The sequence below is a fragment of the Spirosoma aerophilum genome (assembly GCF_054782495.1).
The window spans coordinates 70,194-87,419 of record NZ_BAAGSJ010000017.1; the positions used below are offsets into that span (position 1 = coordinate 70,194).

Sequence of the window (17,226 nt, forward strand, 5' to 3'; positions counted from 1 at the left end):
AAGGGGAGGAGAGGGAGGAAGGAGGAACGGGAGAAAGGGTGCTAATGAATACACTCCCTTTTCCCCTTCGTCCCTTTCCTCCATTCTCCTTTTTAAATGGTTTTCGCTTGTTCGATGGCCGTTCTCAGCGCGGCCAGTTTATTGTGTACTTCCTGTAATTCGCTTTCGACGACTGATTTGGCCACCACACCGGCACCGGCCTGATAATAAAGCGTATTGTCTTTACTCATAAACGTCCGGATCATGATGCAGTGGTTAAACTCACCATCGAAACCCATGTAGCCGATGCTGCCCGCGTAGAAACTGCGGCTGATATTCTCGTACCGGTCGATCAACTGCATGGCGTTGTGCTTGGGGGCACCCGAAAGCGTTCCGGCCGGGAAGGTTTCAGCCACGATCTGGAGCGGGTCGGCGGTTTCGGTCAGGTCGCCCACGACTTTCGAAACAAGGTGGATGACATGTGAGTAATACTGCACCTCCTTGAAGGTCTCGACCTTCACCACGTCGCAGTTGCGACTCAGGTCGTTGCGGGCCAGGTCGACCAGCATTACGTGTTCGGCCGATTCTTTGGGGTCGTCGTAGAGCTTCTGGGCTAGTTCGGCATCGTGAATATCATCGCCGGTACGTCGGAAGGTTCCGGCAATGGGGTAGATGGTTGCTTTGCGATTTTTAACAACAATCTGCGATTCGGGCGAGGAGCCGAAGAGTTTGTAGTTGCCGTAATCGAAATAGAACAGGTAAGGGGAGGGATTCAACGAGCGAAGGGCGCGGTATACATTGAACTCGTCGCCGAGGAAAGGCGTGGAGAACCGGCGGGATAACACGATCTGGAACACGTCGCCCCGCTGGCAATGGTCTTTCCCTTTCTGAATAACCGCCCGGAACTCATCATCCGTGAAATTCGACTGCTCCGCCCCGGCCGAGTTGAACGAGTAGGTGGGGTAATTGCGGCCGGTAATCAGATCGCTGATGTACTCCAGCGTGCTGTCGGCTTCGGTTTCGCCCTCGCGCAAGTAGCTGTGTTCAAACAAAAACAGCTCGTCTTTGAAGTGGTTTATCGCCAATACATAGCGGTAGACCGTGAAAACGGCGGCCGGAATCTGGTTCTCCGTCGGCACGGGTGCGTGCAGCGAGATGTCTTCGAAACTTTGTACGGCCGGATACCCAAAATAACCGAACAGCCCGTTGGTGATGAACGGGAACGGCGCTTTCTCGTGCTGGAAGCTGTCTTTGAACTGCTGAAGTGCATCGAGCATATCGGGTTCCGCTACCGGACTCGTCTGCTCTTCTTCGCCCGGCATCCGAACCGTCAACTGGCCCAGATCGTACGAAAAGCTGGCGACAGGATCGAAGGCGATGTACGAAAAGCTGTTGTCGTTGCCGTGGTAATCCGAGCTTTCGAGCAAAATGCTGTTCAGGAACCGGTCGCGGATGCGCAGGTAAATGCTAACGGGCGTAATAATGTCGGCCAGCATCCGCTTGTGGCGGCTGACAACTCGGTAGGTGGTTGGGGCTGTGAGGGTTGGCATTGGCTTCTGTGGTTATAGGCAAAAAAATAAGGCTCACCGGGATGACGGTGAGCCTTTGTATATGTGTTGGTAAACAACAATAGCGGCAACCTCATCCCTGTTGAGAAGAGTGCCACCACCAAATCATGTTGTTAACCGAAGTATTCATGTCTTTTACTTTTTCTTTCTTGTGTCGGGGTGGCCTTGGCGGCCCCGCAGGATTCGAATCGCGACGGCGACCCGGCCACGATCTCCACTTCCTAACCCCAGCGCACTACCTTACTTATTTTGGTGTCGGGGTGGCGGGATTCGAACCCACGACCTCTACGTCCCGAACGTAGCGCGCTACCAGGCTGCGCTACACCCCGCCTTGCGGCCACAAATATAAAACCTTTGTTTTGTCCCGAACAAGACTAGGGTATTTTTTTCTGAATAAAAGTTGCCAGTTCGTTTGGTACCTCCCACGGCAGCAGGTGCCCGGCTTTCGCTATTGTATCGAACGAAGCGTTTTTCAGATCAGGTAAAACCATTCTCTCCTGCACATCAGGCGGTAAGGCCCGGTCTTCCTGGCCAACGATGATATGAACCGGAACGTTGATCGACTGCATTCTGTCCGAAATATCTTCTTTACTGCCCGCTTGCAACCATGCCTCCCAGGCTGGTTTGGCGGTTCGAAGATCATCCGCGATGATCTGCTCCCGAACGGCTTCCGAAACAGGCGCTTCGGTGATGTTCTTCAGCGTTTTTTCGGCCGATGACCGCTTGCCATGTCCCGTCAGCAGCTTTTCGCGCTCATCGTCGGGGATAGGCTCCGGCACGGGGGGCGAGGGCGAAACCAGCACCAACGCCCGAAGTCCGGCGGGCTGTCGGGCGGCCAAAGCCAGCGCCACCTTGCCGCTCATCGAATGCCCGACCAGCACAAATTCCTGGACATCAAGTGAATCGATCAATGCCGAAAGATCGTCGGCCATGGTATCGACCGAGTAGCCTGCTGCCGGAGCATCTGAGTCGCCATGCCCGCGCAGATCGACGGCCAGACACCGGTACTGGTCCGAAAGCTGGCTTATTACCGACGCCCATTCCAGCGCCGACCCGCCGAAGTAGTGTAAAAAAATCAGCGTTAGCGAGCCGCTCCCCTGTTCCAGCACATTCAGGGAAATACCGTTGACAGCGTGTTTCATCAGACCTGAACTTTAAGCCGGGCGGGCCGGTCGGTTAGTTCAAGTACTTCGCCGTGGGGGACGATGGTAATCTGACCAAATTCCTTGAGCAGGTTTTTATAGGCCTGCGCTACGGGTCGTGGTTTCCGGTCGAGGTCGTACAAACCGCATTCGTTCACGTTGTTGTTCAGCTCGCCCAACTGCGAATCCCAGTCAATCTGGTCAATCAGGCTATACCACGTAAAGCCCAGCACCGGAACACCATCCCGACGCATTTTCATCACGCCAACCCACTGTTTATTCAGCCAGATAGGGGCCTGGTCAGCCTCGAATACGTTAGTTTCGGTGTGCATGACCGGCATGCGGTAACGCTCGTAATAGTCTTTCGTGATTTCATACCAGCCCAATACATCCATGGATGTCTGAATCGTACCATCCGCTAATCGGATGCGCTCATTCCGGCCGTAATAGTCGTTCCCCATGATCTGGTAGCCCGGCGGTTTGCCCGCCATAAACCAGTTGTACTCTTCTCGGCTCATGCCGTTGTCCATCAGATACATACCCACCGTTGCCGATGGTGCGTTGGCATACAGCAAGTCCAGCGACAGAAAGCGAAGTTCATTTTCCAGGGTAATCTGGGGCGACGGTTTGGCACACAGCTCGTGGGTATATTCAGCACTCTCGCTCTGCACAATCACACAGTCGTTCCGGCGTTTGGCAATCTGCTGGTTGGCCATAATGCTGGCAGCCGCACAGTGTTTAAGGGCCGTAACAAAGCCTTTATCGGTTTTGAGCTGCTCATTCCAGACGCCATCTTTCGCGCTGATGCGAGCGGTCACATAAATCTCATTGACCGGCGTGTAAAAGCGCACCCACGGGTATCGGTCGGCAACGGCGGCCGCGTAATCGGCAAAATGAATGGGTAACTCAGGATTCTGAAAGTTCTCAAGCCAGTCGGGAACGCCGAAATGCATCAGGTCCAGGATGGGCGTAATTTTCAGCCGCTTGATTTCACGCATGACATCATCCGCAAAGCTCCAGTCGAATTTTCCCGGTGCCTGATGGATGCTGTAGTAAGGGAGACCATAACGGAGAACGTTCAGGCCCATCTCTTTCACAAGCCCCAGGTCTTCTTTCCAGCGGTCGTAATGGCCGCATTCGCGCAGCAGATCCCGGCGCACTTTTCCCTTCTGAATCGTGGGATAGGAGCATTCGATACCCGTAGCGAACATGAAGTTAGAGGGGTTGTTTTGCGGTGGGCCGCTTCCGTCGTGACCACCGGCCCCACCAAACTGGTCGCCGTCATAATTGCCGTCGCCGTATTTTTTCTTTATTATTTTTAGAAAGCTCATAGGTATCAAAGAGTGAAATTAGACCGCCGAAGCGGAGCGAAAGAGCAAAAGAGCGAGAAAAGTATAGAATAAGCAGGCAGGCAGTGAGTTAGCCCAGCCAACCGCACGTTTACTCTTTCGCTCGTTCACTCTTTAAAAATATATCCGCCGTTCTCAGCGCTACCGCCATGATCGTCAGAGCGGGGTTTACGCTCAAAGCACTGGGAAACGTCGAGTTGTCACTGATGTATAGATTCGGAATATCGAACGATTGACCGTTGGCGTTGACGACGGCTGTTTCGGGGTCGTTGCCCATGCGGCAGGTGCCAATCACGTGGGCGTTTCGCTGGAAAGCCCAAATGTTTTTCGCGCCCGCAGCGGTCCAGATGTCACGCATGATCTTGTCGGCATGAGCGGTCATCTTTTTCTCGTTTTCGCCGTTGGTGAAGTAGATACGTGGTTTGGGTAAGCCACGGATGTCTTTTTCGTCCGATAATTCGAGATAATTGTGGTCGTAAGGCAGGCAATCGCCGAGGATGTTGATCCCCGCCACATGGTTGTAAGCCAGTGCCGCCTGCTTCAAGGCCTGCCCCCACAAACCCCGGCCCCGTGCCATTTGGGTCATGTACGTAACAGGCATCACACCGATGGACTGAAGCAGATAGCCACCCGCAAAATCGACCGGCCCGCCGGTATGGTCTTTCGGACGATGCGTATCTTCTGAGATCAACGCGCCGGGTATGCCTTTGTATGGGCGCACATCCTCCTCAAATTCGCCCCAGATTTGCAGGCCGGGGTGCGCCATTACGTTTCGGCCCACCTGACCGCTGCTGTTGGCTAATTTGTTCAACAACAGCAGACGCGCGGTTTCAATCGTACCTGCGCAAAGGAACACATACCGGCAGCGTTGCCGGACTTCCTGCCCGTTATGGATGTAAACGACTTCACTGATTTTGCCGGACGATGATTTCACCAACTGCGTAACGAAGCATTCCGGGCGGATTTCGGCTCCGTAATGAACGGCTAGTGGCAGGTAGGTAACGTCCATACTGGCTTTCGCACCGATGTTGCACCCCGCCTGACAGAATCCCCGATTCGCACAGGCGGGCCGGTGCCCAACGCCTTCCTGATAATACCCCGCCGACAGAGCCGCATTGGCCGCCGGAGATGTTTTGATGCCCAATGATTTACAGCCGCGTTCCATCAACTGACCAGCCCCGTTAACAGGCAAGGGTCCAAGTGCATAGGAACGTTTGCGGGATGGCCCCCAGGGATAAGCGGAAGGGCCGGAAACGCCCAGAAACTGCTCGACCTCTTCGTAATACGGCTCAAGCTGATCAAAGCCAAACGGCCAGTCGACGCCAACACCGAAATCGGTATGGAGTTGAAAATCATCGGGTTGAGCACGGGGGGTGTAGGCTGTGTAATGCAGGGTTGAACCCCCTACGCCGGTGCCGGAGTTGTTGCTGCCGAAGGGCAGGGGGTCGTGGCCCGCGCTGAGCCGTTCGTCGTTCCAGAACAGTTTCTCCTGCGCTTTTTCGTCGGTGGCGAAGTCATGTGCCGGATTCCATTGTTTACCCGCTTCGAGGGCCACGACGCTCAGTCCTGCTTTGGCAAGTCGGGCCAGCAGAGGGGCCCCACCGGCTCCGGTACCAATAATGACCGCGTCAACGGTTTCTGTAGTTGAATACGTTTTCATAACGTGGGTTCACGGTCTTCCAGTTGATTTAAGCCAATGCGTTGCCAGCCCGGCACATCGGCCATGCCGACATAGCCAATTTCTTCCTGAGCGAGGGGATGGCTGTAATAATTCTCGGTTGCTTCGGTCAATAATTCCTCGAAAAAGCGGTCGGCGGGGAGTTGCTGCCAGATTGGGCCCGGTGCCTCATTCTTTTGAACGGCGCCAAGAAGATCGTCCTGCTGATCGGTTGATAGGCTTTGAAAGGGCTGCTGAAACAATATCACGGCACTTTCGTCGATGGCTTTCAGTCCGAGCTTATAAGCATCACCGTCGGCGGGCATAACATCATAGCGCCAGCCATCGGATTTTTGCTGGCTCAGTCGTTTGTCAATATTGCCCGCAATGTCAATTGGTTGATCGTTGTCGTCCTGGAGAATGAGCCGCCTGCAAATAGCCTGCAGGAAGTTGTATTCCTGAGTCGTAAAAAATGTCGGCGGGTGCGATGGGGCGTCTAATCGCTCCGTCAGTACCTGACGCGTGGCCTCCGTGACCTGATCGGTCTTGAGCAGGTCACGCACCGTACGGGGTGGGTAGTGGATCATGTGAGTTGGCGCGGGTATTTACCCGTGCCTTTTTATAAGTCAGCATTCGCTGACGCAGTGAGTGTGTCTGAACGTACCCACGGGCTTCAGCCCGTGTTTATTTTATAGATTGAGCAAACACGGGCTGAAGCCCGTGGGTACGTTTTACCCTAATTTACCCCCTGTTACTTCCACAATGCTGCCTGTCATGAAGCTGCCTTCACCGGAGGCCAGTAGCACATAAGCGGGGGCCAGTTCTTCGGGTTGACCGGGGCGAGCAAGGGCCACTTCGTGACCAAAGTTTTTGACTTCGTCTTCGGGCATGGTGGCAGGAATGTTGGGCGTCCAGACAGGGCCGGGCGCTACGCAGTTAACCCGTATATTACGCTTGCCCAGCTGAATCGCCAGCGACTTAGTAAAGGCATGAATGGCGCCTTTTGTTGCCGTGTAGTCGACCAGAATTGGGTTGCCTACAATCCCGACAATGCTGCCCGTATTGACAATGGCATCGCCTTCGTGCAGGTGCGGCAGGGCGGCTTGCGCCATGAAAAAATACGCCAGAATGTTGGTGTCGAAGGTGCGCCGGAGCTGCTCTTCAGTGATGTCTTCCAGTTTTTCCTGTGCCATCTGAAAAGCCGCGTTGTTGACCAGTATATTCAGTTTGCCATATTTGTCGACTGTTTGCTGAACGGCGTCTTTGCAGGCGGCTGAACTGCGAACATCGGCCTGAATGACCAGACACGAGCGGCCTTTGCTCTCGACCATGCGCTTCGTGTATTTGGCATCGTCGGTGTTTTCGTTGTAAACAATGGCGACGTCGGCTCCTTCCATGGCAAAGGCAATGGCCACCGCCCGCCCAATGCCTGAGTCGGCCCCGGTGATGATGGCTACTTTGTCGGTGAGTTTACCGGCGGGTTTGTAGTTGGATAGATCGCTGTCGGGGGCGGGGTTCATGTCCGACTGTCGGGCCGGGTAGGGGAGTTGCTGACCGGGAATCTCTTTTGAGTCCGGCCGAAATTCAGTTGTTTCCATAAGATCGTTGAGTCGGATGCTTTCTGCCAGGTTGGTGGCTGGCTTGGGCATGTTGGAATAAACGGACGTTTACCGTTTTTGTTAAGCCACAAAAAAAAGCCTCTTGAACGGGAGGCTTTTGGCGGGTAAGAATGGGGCGTAATGAATATGTGGTTACAAACTCATCATACCCACTTGAATTGTTTTGTTCCCGTCCAGGGTAAAGGCGCACTGGTCGAAGGTGGGTGGGCCCATGAGCATGGTCACGTTCGAGAAACCAAACGGTTCGGCGGGCATCTGTCCCGAAAAATCCATTTTCTTATTGTCGTTCAAGTCCTGATAAACCCGAACGGCATAGCGTCCTGCTGCCATCCCTTCGAAGGTCAGGGTGACATCGCCCGAAGCGGGTACATCGGCAGTTAACGTCTTTGCCGATTCACCGTTGAACGTTTCGCTGCTGTTGGCCAGCCCCACATAGAGCTTACCGCTATGTTTCTCTATTCCCGAAATCACAATCGTGAGTTTATACGTAGCGCCGGTTGCAGATGTCGTCGTAGCGGGGGCAGTCTGTTGAGCCAAACAGGGCCGGGCAAGGTTTCCGAGAAATAAGGCGATGGTCAGGAGGGTAATAATGATCGTTTTCATCGTTGTATTGTGCTAAGGTTTTTTGTAGCTGCCGGTTGTTCGACAGCACAAACATAGAGGTACTTTCTACATTCCTCAAATGAAAGGGGCGAACAGCACAACTGTGGTACAAATGACAAACTCAGGGACGAATGAGCCTTGTTTTGGGGCGTTTGGGAAGCAAACAGAACGCTGATTTTTAAAGTCAATATGACCGCCGTATGATTTTAAGGGGTCGCCAGGGCACGATTGCTTCTGAAAGTCACGGGAATCAGCATTTCATCGGTTTGCCGTAAATCCTCTAATATTGTACCCACCTTTCCGTAACTAAAAATTTTCATGAAGCCTCGTAACGAACGCATCGGCGGCTATCGCCCCGGTCGCGGCCCCGGCAAAGCGAAACGTGCCAAAGTCGGCCGATTCTCCAAAAAAGAACTCCCTTCCAAAGTTGACCTTCGCGAACACCTGACCGACGTTGAAGAGCAGGTTGGTAATAGCTGCGTGGCCAATGCGATGGCGGGTGCGTATGAATATCTGGCCAAGCGCGAACTCGGGGAGTCGGCCGATGTGAGCCGGTTGTTCATCTATTACAACGCCCGCTATTACGACGATTGCTGCGACGACGACTGCGGTTCGGAGATGGAGTATGCCATCCAGGGGCTGATCGAGTACGGTGCCTGCGCCGAAGACCTCTGGCCGAACGACGAGGACAACATAACCAGCGAACCTGACTCCGATGCCTACGAACAGGCAGGCAACTTCTGCATTACTGAATCGGAATATGTCGAAACAGATCTTAACCTCTGGAAACACAAGCTGGCCGAGGGCTACCCCATCGCGTTTGCCCTGAACACCTTCGACTCGTTTGATGAGGCTACCACCAACAAAGGCCGGGTGCCCATGCCCCGCAAATCCGATAACGTTCGGAAAACCCACGGCTGGCATGCCATGCTGTGTGTTGGCTATTCCGACCCCGACGAGCGATTCATTGTCCGCAATTCGTGGGGGCCGGCGTGGGGGCAGGAGGGCTACTGCTACATACCCTACAGCTACGTGATGCACGACGATTTTAACGGCCATGATTCATGGGTGATCAAAGGCGTCGATAGTCTCGACTTCAGCGAGGGTGTTTGGGATGACAGCGAAGAGTCGGAATTTGCCGAAGAGGGTACCCTCTATGTCGCTGACCTGACCATTCGGGTGGAGGATGTGGATGAGTTCACAACTGCTCTGGCCGAATTCTGCGTCGAGTGGGTTGGAGATGAAAACAATTTCTATTTCGACTACGAGGAAGACGAAGAGGATGAGGGGCTACTGTACGTGACGGGCATGGAGCTCAACTCCGAATATGACGAAGACGAGCTACTGGAAGCGCTCGATGAGTTCTGCAACGAATGGGCCGTTGATGAAGAGTACGAATTTGCCGACGAGGACGAGGAGTAAGACCGCTATTTTAGCGTCAGGTTGCCGTTTTTGTTATACTGGATTTCTTCTTCGGCCAGCATCTGCTTGACGGTTTGGGCGAGGGTGTCGGCATCAGTTTGCGCAAAATAATGCGAGAGCTGCTTGGGCGACACCCCCGGCCCGTTGGCCAATGCGACGTAGTCACGTACCTGCTCGCGAACGGCCGACAAAGCCGCTTCGGCCGTTTTCTTTTTCTTGATGCAGTTATCGCAGATGCCGCAGCGTTCGTCGGTCTTCTCGCCGAAATACGCTTGCAGCAGCCGGGTGCGGCACTGGGTGGGATGTTCAGTATAAAGGATGGCGGCCTGCACTTTCCGCATGGCCAGCTCTTTGCGCCGGTTCAGCTCCTGAACGTTGACGGGCAGCGAACGGGCATCCATCCGGGGTGTTAGAAACGTTAGCTGGGGCTTGTCTTTCTGCTTTTCGTAAATAACTACATTGCGCTGGTGCAGCTGCTCCAGTAACTCCTCAATTTCGGGTTGGTTCAGTAGGAAGGCCCGCGCCAGTGTCGACTCCGAAATGGTAATAAAGTCGGTGAATAGTTCGCCCCCGTAAATCCGCAGCAGCAGTTTCAGGAACGAGTCGAAACGAGGATTGAGCACCTGAAACTCATACAACTGACGGTTATCCAGCACGATAGCCAGCCGGGACGGATGGTAATAATTCTCATTCAGTTGAATGAATCCTTCCAGCTGAAGCTGTTTGAGGGCGTAATGGGTTTCCTGCGCCGGGAGGTTGAAAGTATTGGTGAAAGCGCCGAGGTCAAAATCATAACTGACGAATTCGCCCCCGCCCACTGGCACCGCCGTATAGTTGGCAATGGCCTGATATACCCGACGCAGCATCTCGACGGGCTGATACAACTGCTCGGTTCGGAAGCGTAAATTCTCCAGATCGCCGTTGGTGTAAAACATTACGGCATACGCTTTCTGCCCATCGCGCCCGGCCCGGCCCGCTTCCTGATAATACGCTTCGAGCGAGTCGGGCACGTCCAGATGCACCACCACCCGAACATCGGGTTTGTCGATGCCCATCCCGAAGGCATTGGTTGCTACCACTACCCGCGTTCGATCCTGAATCCAGGCGTCCTGTTTCTCAGCCCGCTGCTGGGTGGTCAGACCCGCGTGGTAGAAATCCGCCGAAATGCCCTGCCGAACAAGCCACTGGGCAATGTTCTGGGTTTGCTTACGGCTTCGGACGTATACAATGGCGCAGCCCGGCACATTTTGCAGCACCCGCAGGAGCCGCGCGTCTTTGTTCTCTTCCAACACCGCCGAATACGACAGGTTGGCCCGCGCAAAGGATTGCCTGAAAACTTCCGGCTTGCGTAAGGCCAGTTTCTCAACAATATCGGTTTGCACGTCGGGCGTGGCCGACGCGGTCAGGGCAATCACCGGCGTGTCGGGAATAAGCTCCCTAAACTCGGCGATTTGCAGATAAGGCGGCCGGAAGTCGTATCCCCAGGCCGATATACAGTGTGCTTCATCGACGGCGATCAGGCAGACGGTCATCTGCTTCACCCGCTCAATGACGATTTCAGTACGCAGCCGTTCGGGCGAGACGTACAGGAATTTGGTGTTGCCGTAAATGCAGTTGTCGAGGGCGGTGTCGATCTCGCGGTGGTGCATGCCGGAGTAGATAGCTGCTGCCGGAATACCCCGTTTGCGCAGTTGCTCCACCTGATCTTTCATGAGCGCAATAAGGGGCGTCACCACAATGCATACCCCTTTCATGGCTAGTGTAGGCACCTGAAAGCAGATCGACTTGCCCCCGCCGGTGGGCATTAGAACAAGACAATCCTGACGGGCCAATACCGTATTGACCACATCTTCCTGCATGGGCCGGAAGGTGTTGTAACCCCAAAACTGCTGTAAAATCTGCCGGGTGGTCAATGTGTTGATTCGGTACGGTTAAGAATTCATGTATAAAAGGTTTGGGCTAACTATTAGCCCGCAACGCTGCAAATTTACGGCGGGGAAAAGACAAATTGGTTGAGTATGGGGTTTACCTTTATAAACAAAGAGGTGAATAGTAACGAATAGGACTATGATTCAGAAAGTTATTAAGTCGGATGACGAGTGGCGGCAGCTGCTCACGCCCGAGCAATATCGGGTGGCTCGCGGTAAAGGAACCGAGCGGGCGTTTTCGGGTGAGTACTGCGAAGCGCACGACCCCGGCCTGTATGCCTGTGTATGCTGTGGTACGGAGCTGTTCGAGTCGACCACCAAGTTTGAGTCGGGAACGGGCTGGCCCAGTTTTACGGAGCCCATCGAGGAAGAGCGTATCCGGCTCGAAAAAGATTATAGCTACGGCATGACGCGGGTAGAAGTACTGTGCAACGTTTGTGATGCGCACCTGGGTCATGTGTTTAACGACGGACCTCCTCCTGGTGGCCTTCGCTACTGCCTGAACTCGGTCTCGCTGGTATTAAAGCGGGCTGCTGCCACCGAATAAGTTCTGTTTTGTTGGGTAGACAGCGCATCGGGCAATCGTTTTCTTGTCGTATTTTAGGCCGTTTTACTAAAAAACGGCCTTTTTGTATGGTCATCCAGCACTTTGGCCTGAAACATTGCGCTCGCCCATCATGAAGGGATTGTGCTCATTCAACGGCTCTACGTCGGCACGTATATGAATTACTGGAATAGGTTGAGGTTGGCACTGGCCATGACGTTTGTATGCACCAATGGTCTACTGGCACAGCAACCGGGACTGGCTATACCGGACAACTCCCTGACAAAACCGGCCAGTCTATCATTGCCCGGCTCAAAAGTTAGTTATTACGCAACGGGTTCTGCTGTTGAGTCGCGGATTGCCGCACCTGCTGTTTTTCTGGCAGGCAAGCTCCCCAACGCCCGGCCCATGGCCCCTACGGCCCAGTTTATCGTTACCTATAAAAACTTTACGCCCGAAGCTCAACGCGCATTTCAGTACGCGGTCGATATCTGGTCGACGCTGATCGTGTCGTCGGTGCCTATCCGCATTCAGGCCAACTGGGTTTCGCAGGAGCCTAACGTACTCGGTTCGGCCGGGCCTGCTTCGTACCAGTATAGCTTCGACGGCTGCCAGAAGACGCGGGCCTTTTACCCGGTAGCCCTGGCCGAAAAAATCGCCCGGCGCCAGCTGAACAATGCCAACGACCCGGATATTATCGCTGACTTCAACCGAAACAATGACTGGTACTATGGCACCGATGGAAAAACGCCCAAAGACCAAACCGATCTGGTGACAGCCGTTCTCCATGAACTGGCGCATGGGTTGGGGTTCATCGGGTTCTTCAACGTGAAGAGTGATAAAGGCGATCAGAGCGATGGTCAATACCTGGCCGATCTGCCATCGGTCTACGACCATTTTATTGAGAATGGCCAGCGAAAGCGGCTGGTAACGTCTCAGGCTGAGTACCCCAATAATTCCATACCGCTAAACCGCCAGTTAACGGGGGGCGACCTGTTTTTAAATGGCAGCGTTTTGTACCGGACAACGCTGCAAAAGATCAGGCTGCATGCCAAAGCTCAGTTTAACAGGGCCACCAGTATTTATCACCTGGATGAGGATCTGTATACGGCCGGGAGTATCAACTCACTCATGACTCCCCAACTGGCGAGGGGTGAGTCGATCCATGACCCCGGCCCGCTGGTGCTGGCCTTTCTGTCGGATATGGAGTGGCGAACGACCTCCATGCTCCATCAGCCCGTTCGCAATGTTGAAGAGGTAACCGACTATGCCTTTAGCGTTCGGGTAATGAGCGATACAAGCCTGACGGCCAATTCAGTCCGGTTATTTTATCGGAAAACAGCCCCAACGGCCAAGGATACGGCGGCTACTGCCGTGTCGCCCAGCCGGATAGGGTCAACAGACACCTATCGATATGTACTGCCAGCGGCCCAGGCACAGGGCGATGTCTGGTATTATTTTCAGGCTCAGGATGCTTCGGGACGTACGTTCACCAATCCGGGAAAGCTGATGGATGGAGCCCAGACCTGGCATCACATAACGATCGGGCCAGACAGAACGCCCCCGCTCATTCTGTATAACCCCATAAAAAACACGATTTTTTCAACGGCAGTGGCCGATAGCCTCCCTATTTACGCCCGAATTATCGATGACCGAAGTAGCCTCAGTGCCGCCTATCTGGATTACCGGATAAACGGTGTGGCACAGCCCAACCGGCCCTTGCGCTACAGCCGCCAGACAGTCGACAACATTACGTATGACAGCGTCTTCGTAGGTCGGGTTGAATTTCCGGCCAATTCGCTGGCTGTGGGGGATAAGATCACCTACCGGATCGTGGCCAGTGATTCGTCAAAAGCCAGAAACCAGACCATTAGTCCATCGTCCGGTTTTTATGAACTCAATGTGGTGGCGCAGCGGGCCGTTCGCGATCAGTACATCAATACGTTCAGTGATGGCACAACCGCAGCGGATTTTGTCGGTACGGGCTTTGGGATAGCGACTCCCACTGGGTTTAGTGACCCGGCCATTCACTCGGAGCACCCATACCGCAATGGCGCTGATTTTCGGAGTCAGCGCAGTTCGGAGTACGTTCTCCTGTCGCCCATCCGAATCAAGGCAAATCCCGATAGCGCCGTTGTCCGATTCGATGAGATCGTGCTGGTTGAACCGGGCGCGGCTGGCAGCAAGCTCGGCGATAGAAATTTCTATGATTATGTGGTAGTAGAAGGCTCTGCCGATAAGGGAGTGACCTGGAAACCGCTGCTCGATCCCTACAGTTCGGCCGATAAGCCCGACTGGCAAAGTGCTTTTGCCAGCACGTACGCTGCCGGGTCCTTTGGTGAGCGAAACTCAACGCGGGCCGGTGTTCCGGCTTTGTATCGGCATCGCGATATACCGCTTCTGAATCAGAAAACCCTGTTTCGGGCGGGTGATCAGCTGTTGATTCGCTTCCGGCTGGTGGCCGATCAACTGGCCTATGGCTGGGGTTGGGCAATTGATAACCTGCGCATTCAGGCCCCTGCCGCCCCGTTGGTGCTGGCTACGGAACCCGCCAGCGCCGGAACGCTCAACGTGTATCCTAACCCAGCGATAAACGGGCTGATGCGTCTGGAGGCCAGCCTGCCAACCCGTGTTGCTTCGGCTCAACTGACGATACTCGGGCCAACAGGACAAGTACTTCGTCAGCAGGCGATAAAAGTGAGTGGCCAAACCCTGAACGAACAGCTGGACCTCGGCCAGTTGGCATCGGGCCTGTATTTTCTTCAAGTGACGGCTGGCGATGCCGTGCTGACCCGAAAGATAATGCTAATGAAATAAGGTACCGTGTTCAGATAGGATAAAGCCGTGCTACAGTTGTCATCGTGGCACGGCTTTATCGTTTCTAAAACCACGTGAATAATGGGCTAGCTTGATCAAAATTTAGCTTATACGTAAGCTAGTTGATCATTTTTTTAACCACAGAGACGGTCCGATTTCTATGTTCTATGCAAGGGATAAGACATAAGTTTTATCATATTTTTCACCTCTCGTCACCACAGCATAAATTCGGTGGATTAGCTTATTGCGAACCGCGTTAAGAATGAGCATTTTGTTTTTGCCCTCAGCTACTTTGCGTTGATAATAATCTTGCAACTCACCCTTTAGACGAATAGCTGTCATTGCCGCTAAGTGAAATAAACTTTTGAGACGCTTACGGGCGTGATGACTTACGCCAGGCCTCCCGCGAACACTACTACCCGACTGGTAGCTGAAAGGGGCTACTCCAGCATGGCATGCCATTTTTTTAGGGTCAGTAATGGTCTTCATCTCGTTGCGGGGCCGCCCGTGCGGTGGCAAGAACGATTTCGGTTGCCGTAGCCGTGCCGATACCAGGAACCGAGGTGATCAGGTCAAAGAGCTGACTCAGACATGGATCGGCTTTGATCAAAGCATCGATAGCCTTATCAACCGCTTTGCGCCGGGTGGCCGGTGCCATCTTTTTCCAGGGCGATTAGCGAAGCGTGACAAGTCTTGCGGCTTTGCTTTTGCAAAGTGGGATCAATGAAACTCTGTTGTTCGAGTAAGGGAACTGCCAACTGATTGTAAACGCTGATAAGCCGCTGACGAGCAGCACTTAACAACGCTAACTGTTGTATGACATGACGGGGCGGCTCCCATAGGCGAAGCTGATCGCGAAAGCGAAATGCATACTCAGCAATACGCTGGGCATCAATTGAGTCAGTCTTCCCTCGTTGCAGCCCCCCCGCTTTTTTGATTTGCAAAGAGGACCGCACGGGCGGCCCCGTCTAACCAAATGGGTAAATGAAGTTTGTGTAGAAAATCAAGCAAGTGAGCGTTGTAAATACCCGTGTGCTCCATGCAGAAAACAGCCTGTTGAGGTTGCCAGCCTGGTAAGCTTTTAAGCAACCGCAGAACAGTCTTGATGCCGAGTACCGAGTTGGCGGTGCTGGTTTGAAGTACCATTTTTTGGCCATCATACACGGCCCAATCTAAAGTAGCTTTGGCGATATCAACACCGCACGGGCGGCCCCGCAATAAAATAGCGAATGTGCATGAGCCACATTAATTTAGGGGTGAGTAATGAAGTGCTTGCATCGCAGTTCAATACCTTGCTAACGGGCCTGGTGTCCCACATTTCTATATGAACCTTTGCAAGTCAAGACAGGGCGGGTCCTAAATCGGACCATAGGCCGCTAACCTTGCCGCTGCGATAGGGTAGCCCGCTCTGTTTATCATTCCTGTAAGCTACCCAATCTTGGAATCTTACTGGCCTACAAACCTAAAGGCCGTTGCGGCACAAAGCGCACAGAGGTTGATGGGGCAAAAAGTTACCTCATCAACCTCTGTGCGCTTTGTGCCGCAACGGCGGACCGTCTCTGTGGTTAAAAAAAAGTTTTAAACTTGTTTAATAGCCTCAATTTAACATACATACAGTCAATATTCAGGTATAAACCATAATTAATCTGCCCGCACCCGAATGTTGGCATCGGTAACGGCCACGGTTTTACTCCGAACGGCCGAGGTGATAAAGAAGCCGGTTGCTTTTCGACCGTTTGCTTTGGTATTGATGATGTTGGTAGGCAGATTGACCGAAGGCGTGGCAAACAGGCCCCCATTGGTGATCTGCGTTCGTAATGACTGCCAAAAATCAAAGTCCGCCAGCGTAATCGACTCAAGATCTACTTTCACGACGTCGTTCATATTGTACAAACTGTCGGGATTGATAGATCGCCGGATGGGCGCTATAAATACCAGCCCGTCCGTAACGTTACCGGCTCCCCGGAAGCCACCATCCTGCGAAGTAATGATATTGCCCGGCTTATTCTGCAACTCGCCGTTTCGGGAGAAGCGGATTCGGTAGTAGTCGGTGGCTCCGGGTATATCGGTTGCATAAAGTTCGGCCCGGTACCCTTCTGTCTGGGAAAAGGGGCTTAACTTCCGCTTGGTGAAAATGATGGAGTCGATGGGTGGTACGCGGTTCATTTTCGTATTGGCCTGGTAGGTTTCTCCCTGATAAGCGATGGTAAGCTGGTAAGTCCGGCCAACACGCCCCAGCGTGTCCTTAGCTGAAGGCTGCCAAACATAGTACCCGTCGTTATCGGGGTCCGTAAAGGGATACGTCTTCCCGGTATTATCCGAAACCGTGACGGTGGCACTGGTAGCGGGCGTTGGCGGGCTATTGTCGAAATAAGCCGCTGTTTGAGTGAGCCGGATGGTTTGCGGGCCGGGCAAGTCGGTCAGGGTACCATCCACCGAAAGCTGGGTTGGACCTGTATCCAGCTTGGCATCGATCACCGTCGTACACCCGTTAAGGGCAATAATACCCGCTAAAAATAGAAAAAGAAGAATGTATCGTTGCATAGGTAGTGCCGACCGCAGCGGTCGGGTGTTTAGCTATATCTGTATCTCGGCCGA

15 protein-coding genes and 1 tRNA gene are annotated in these 17,226 nt (G+C 53.6%); 3 read left to right on the forward strand and 13 right to left on the reverse strand.

Going from position 1 to position 17,226, the window contains the following annotated elements:
• Window positions 1-92: 92 nt before the first annotated feature.
• The 8 genes from ACYVK4_RS22560 to ACYVK4_RS22595 form a co-directional block, all read right to left on the reverse strand.
• Window positions 93-1,529 (reverse strand): anthranilate synthase component I family protein, encoded by a 1,437-nt coding sequence (locus ACYVK4_RS22560; protein ID WP_461129828.1) that lies wholly within the window; start codon window positions 1,527-1,529, stop codon window positions 93-95.
• 273 nt (window positions 1,530-1,802) lie between these two features.
• A tRNA-Pro gene (locus ACYVK4_RS22565) sits at window positions 1,803-1,876 on the reverse strand.
• A gap of 45 nt (window positions 1,877-1,921) precedes the next feature.
• A complete protein-coding gene (locus ACYVK4_RS22570) occupies window positions 1,922-2,689 on the reverse strand; it encodes an alpha/beta fold hydrolase (RefSeq protein ID WP_461129829.1) in 768 nt (255 codons plus the stop codon).
• Complete coding sequence (locus tag ACYVK4_RS22575; protein ID WP_461129830.1) at window positions 2,689-4,020, reverse strand: family 1 glycosylhydrolase; 1,332 nt, start codon at window positions 4,018-4,020, stop codon at window positions 2,689-2,691. The genes ACYVK4_RS22570 and ACYVK4_RS22575 overlap by 1 nt, the downstream gene beginning before the upstream one ends.
• A 109-nt stretch (window positions 4,021-4,129) precedes the next feature.
• A complete protein-coding gene (locus ACYVK4_RS22580) occupies window positions 4,130-5,698 on the reverse strand; it encodes a GMC family oxidoreductase (protein WP_461129831.1) in 1,569 nt (522 codons plus the stop codon).
• A complete protein-coding gene (locus ACYVK4_RS22585) occupies window positions 5,695-6,282 on the reverse strand; it encodes a gluconate 2-dehydrogenase subunit 3 family protein (RefSeq protein ID WP_461129832.1) in 588 nt (195 codons plus the stop codon). Before ACYVK4_RS22585 ends, ACYVK4_RS22580 begins: the two co-directional genes overlap by 4 nt.
• 144 nt (window positions 6,283-6,426) lie before the next feature.
• The gene (locus ACYVK4_RS22590) at window positions 6,427-7,293 is read right to left on the reverse strand and encodes an SDR family oxidoreductase (RefSeq protein WP_461130356.1); all 867 of its coding nucleotides are present in this window, start codon (window positions 7,291-7,293) and stop codon (window positions 6,427-6,429) included.
• Window positions 7,294-7,446: 153 nt separating this feature from the next.
• A complete protein-coding gene (locus ACYVK4_RS22595) occupies window positions 7,447-7,917 on the reverse strand; it encodes a DUF2141 domain-containing protein (RefSeq protein WP_461129833.1) in 471 nt (156 codons plus the stop codon).
• Between the two features lie 318 nt (window positions 7,918-8,235).
• Between ACYVK4_RS22595 and ACYVK4_RS22600 the strand changes: the two genes are divergently transcribed.
• On the forward strand, window positions 8,236-9,339 hold the full coding sequence (locus ACYVK4_RS22600; RefSeq protein ID WP_461129834.1) for a C1 family peptidase: 1,104 nt from the start codon (window positions 8,236-8,238) through the stop codon (window positions 9,337-9,339).
• Window positions 9,340-9,344: 5 nt separating this feature from the next.
• Here the strand turns inward: ACYVK4_RS22600 and ACYVK4_RS22605 are convergent, their stop codons facing one another.
• Window positions 9,345-11,252: a RecQ family ATP-dependent DNA helicase gene (locus ACYVK4_RS22605; protein ID WP_461129835.1), complete on the reverse strand. Its 1,908-nt coding sequence runs from the start codon at window positions 11,250-11,252 to the stop codon at window positions 9,345-9,347.
• A 154-nt stretch (window positions 11,253-11,406) separates the two neighbouring features.
• On the opposite strand from ACYVK4_RS22605, the gene msrB reads away from it, so the two are divergent.
• Both msrB and ACYVK4_RS22615 read left to right on the forward strand, forming a co-directional pair.
• On the forward strand, window positions 11,407-11,814 hold the full coding sequence (gene msrB, locus ACYVK4_RS22610; protein ID WP_461129836.1) for a peptide-methionine (R)-S-oxide reductase MsrB: 408 nt from the start codon (window positions 11,407-11,409) through the stop codon (window positions 11,812-11,814).
• 174 nt (window positions 11,815-11,988) lie between these two features.
• Window positions 11,989-14,628, forward strand: coding sequence for a T9SS type A sorting domain-containing protein (locus ACYVK4_RS22615; RefSeq protein WP_461129837.1), 2,640 nt, complete (start codon window positions 11,989-11,991; stop codon window positions 14,626-14,628).
• Between the two features lie 165 nt (window positions 14,629-14,793).
• Here the strand turns inward: ACYVK4_RS22615 and ACYVK4_RS22620 are convergent, their stop codons facing one another.
• The 4 genes from ACYVK4_RS22620 to ACYVK4_RS22635 form a co-directional block, all read right to left on the reverse strand.
• Window positions 14,794-15,117, reverse strand: a complete 324-nt coding sequence (locus ACYVK4_RS22620) for a transposase (protein WP_461129838.1) — start codon at window positions 15,115-15,117, stop codon at window positions 14,794-14,796.
• A complete protein-coding gene (locus tag ACYVK4_RS22625; RefSeq protein WP_461129839.1) occupies window positions 15,101-15,286 on the reverse strand; it encodes a hypothetical protein in 186 nt (61 codons plus the stop codon). The genes ACYVK4_RS22620 and ACYVK4_RS22625 overlap by 17 nt, the downstream gene beginning before the upstream one ends.
• Window positions 15,255-15,572 carry an IS110 family transposase gene (locus ACYVK4_RS22630; protein WP_461129840.1) on the reverse strand — a complete coding sequence of 106 codons (318 nt, stop codon included), beginning with the start codon at window positions 15,570-15,572 and terminating at the stop codon, window positions 15,255-15,257. Before ACYVK4_RS22630 ends, ACYVK4_RS22625 begins: the two co-directional genes overlap by 32 nt.
• Window positions 15,573-16,269: 697 nt before the next feature.
• Complete coding sequence (locus ACYVK4_RS22635; RefSeq protein WP_461129841.1) at window positions 16,270-17,172, reverse strand: DUF4249 domain-containing protein; 903 nt, start codon at window positions 17,170-17,172, stop codon at window positions 16,270-16,272.
• Between the last annotated feature and the right edge of the window lie 54 nt (window positions 17,173-17,226).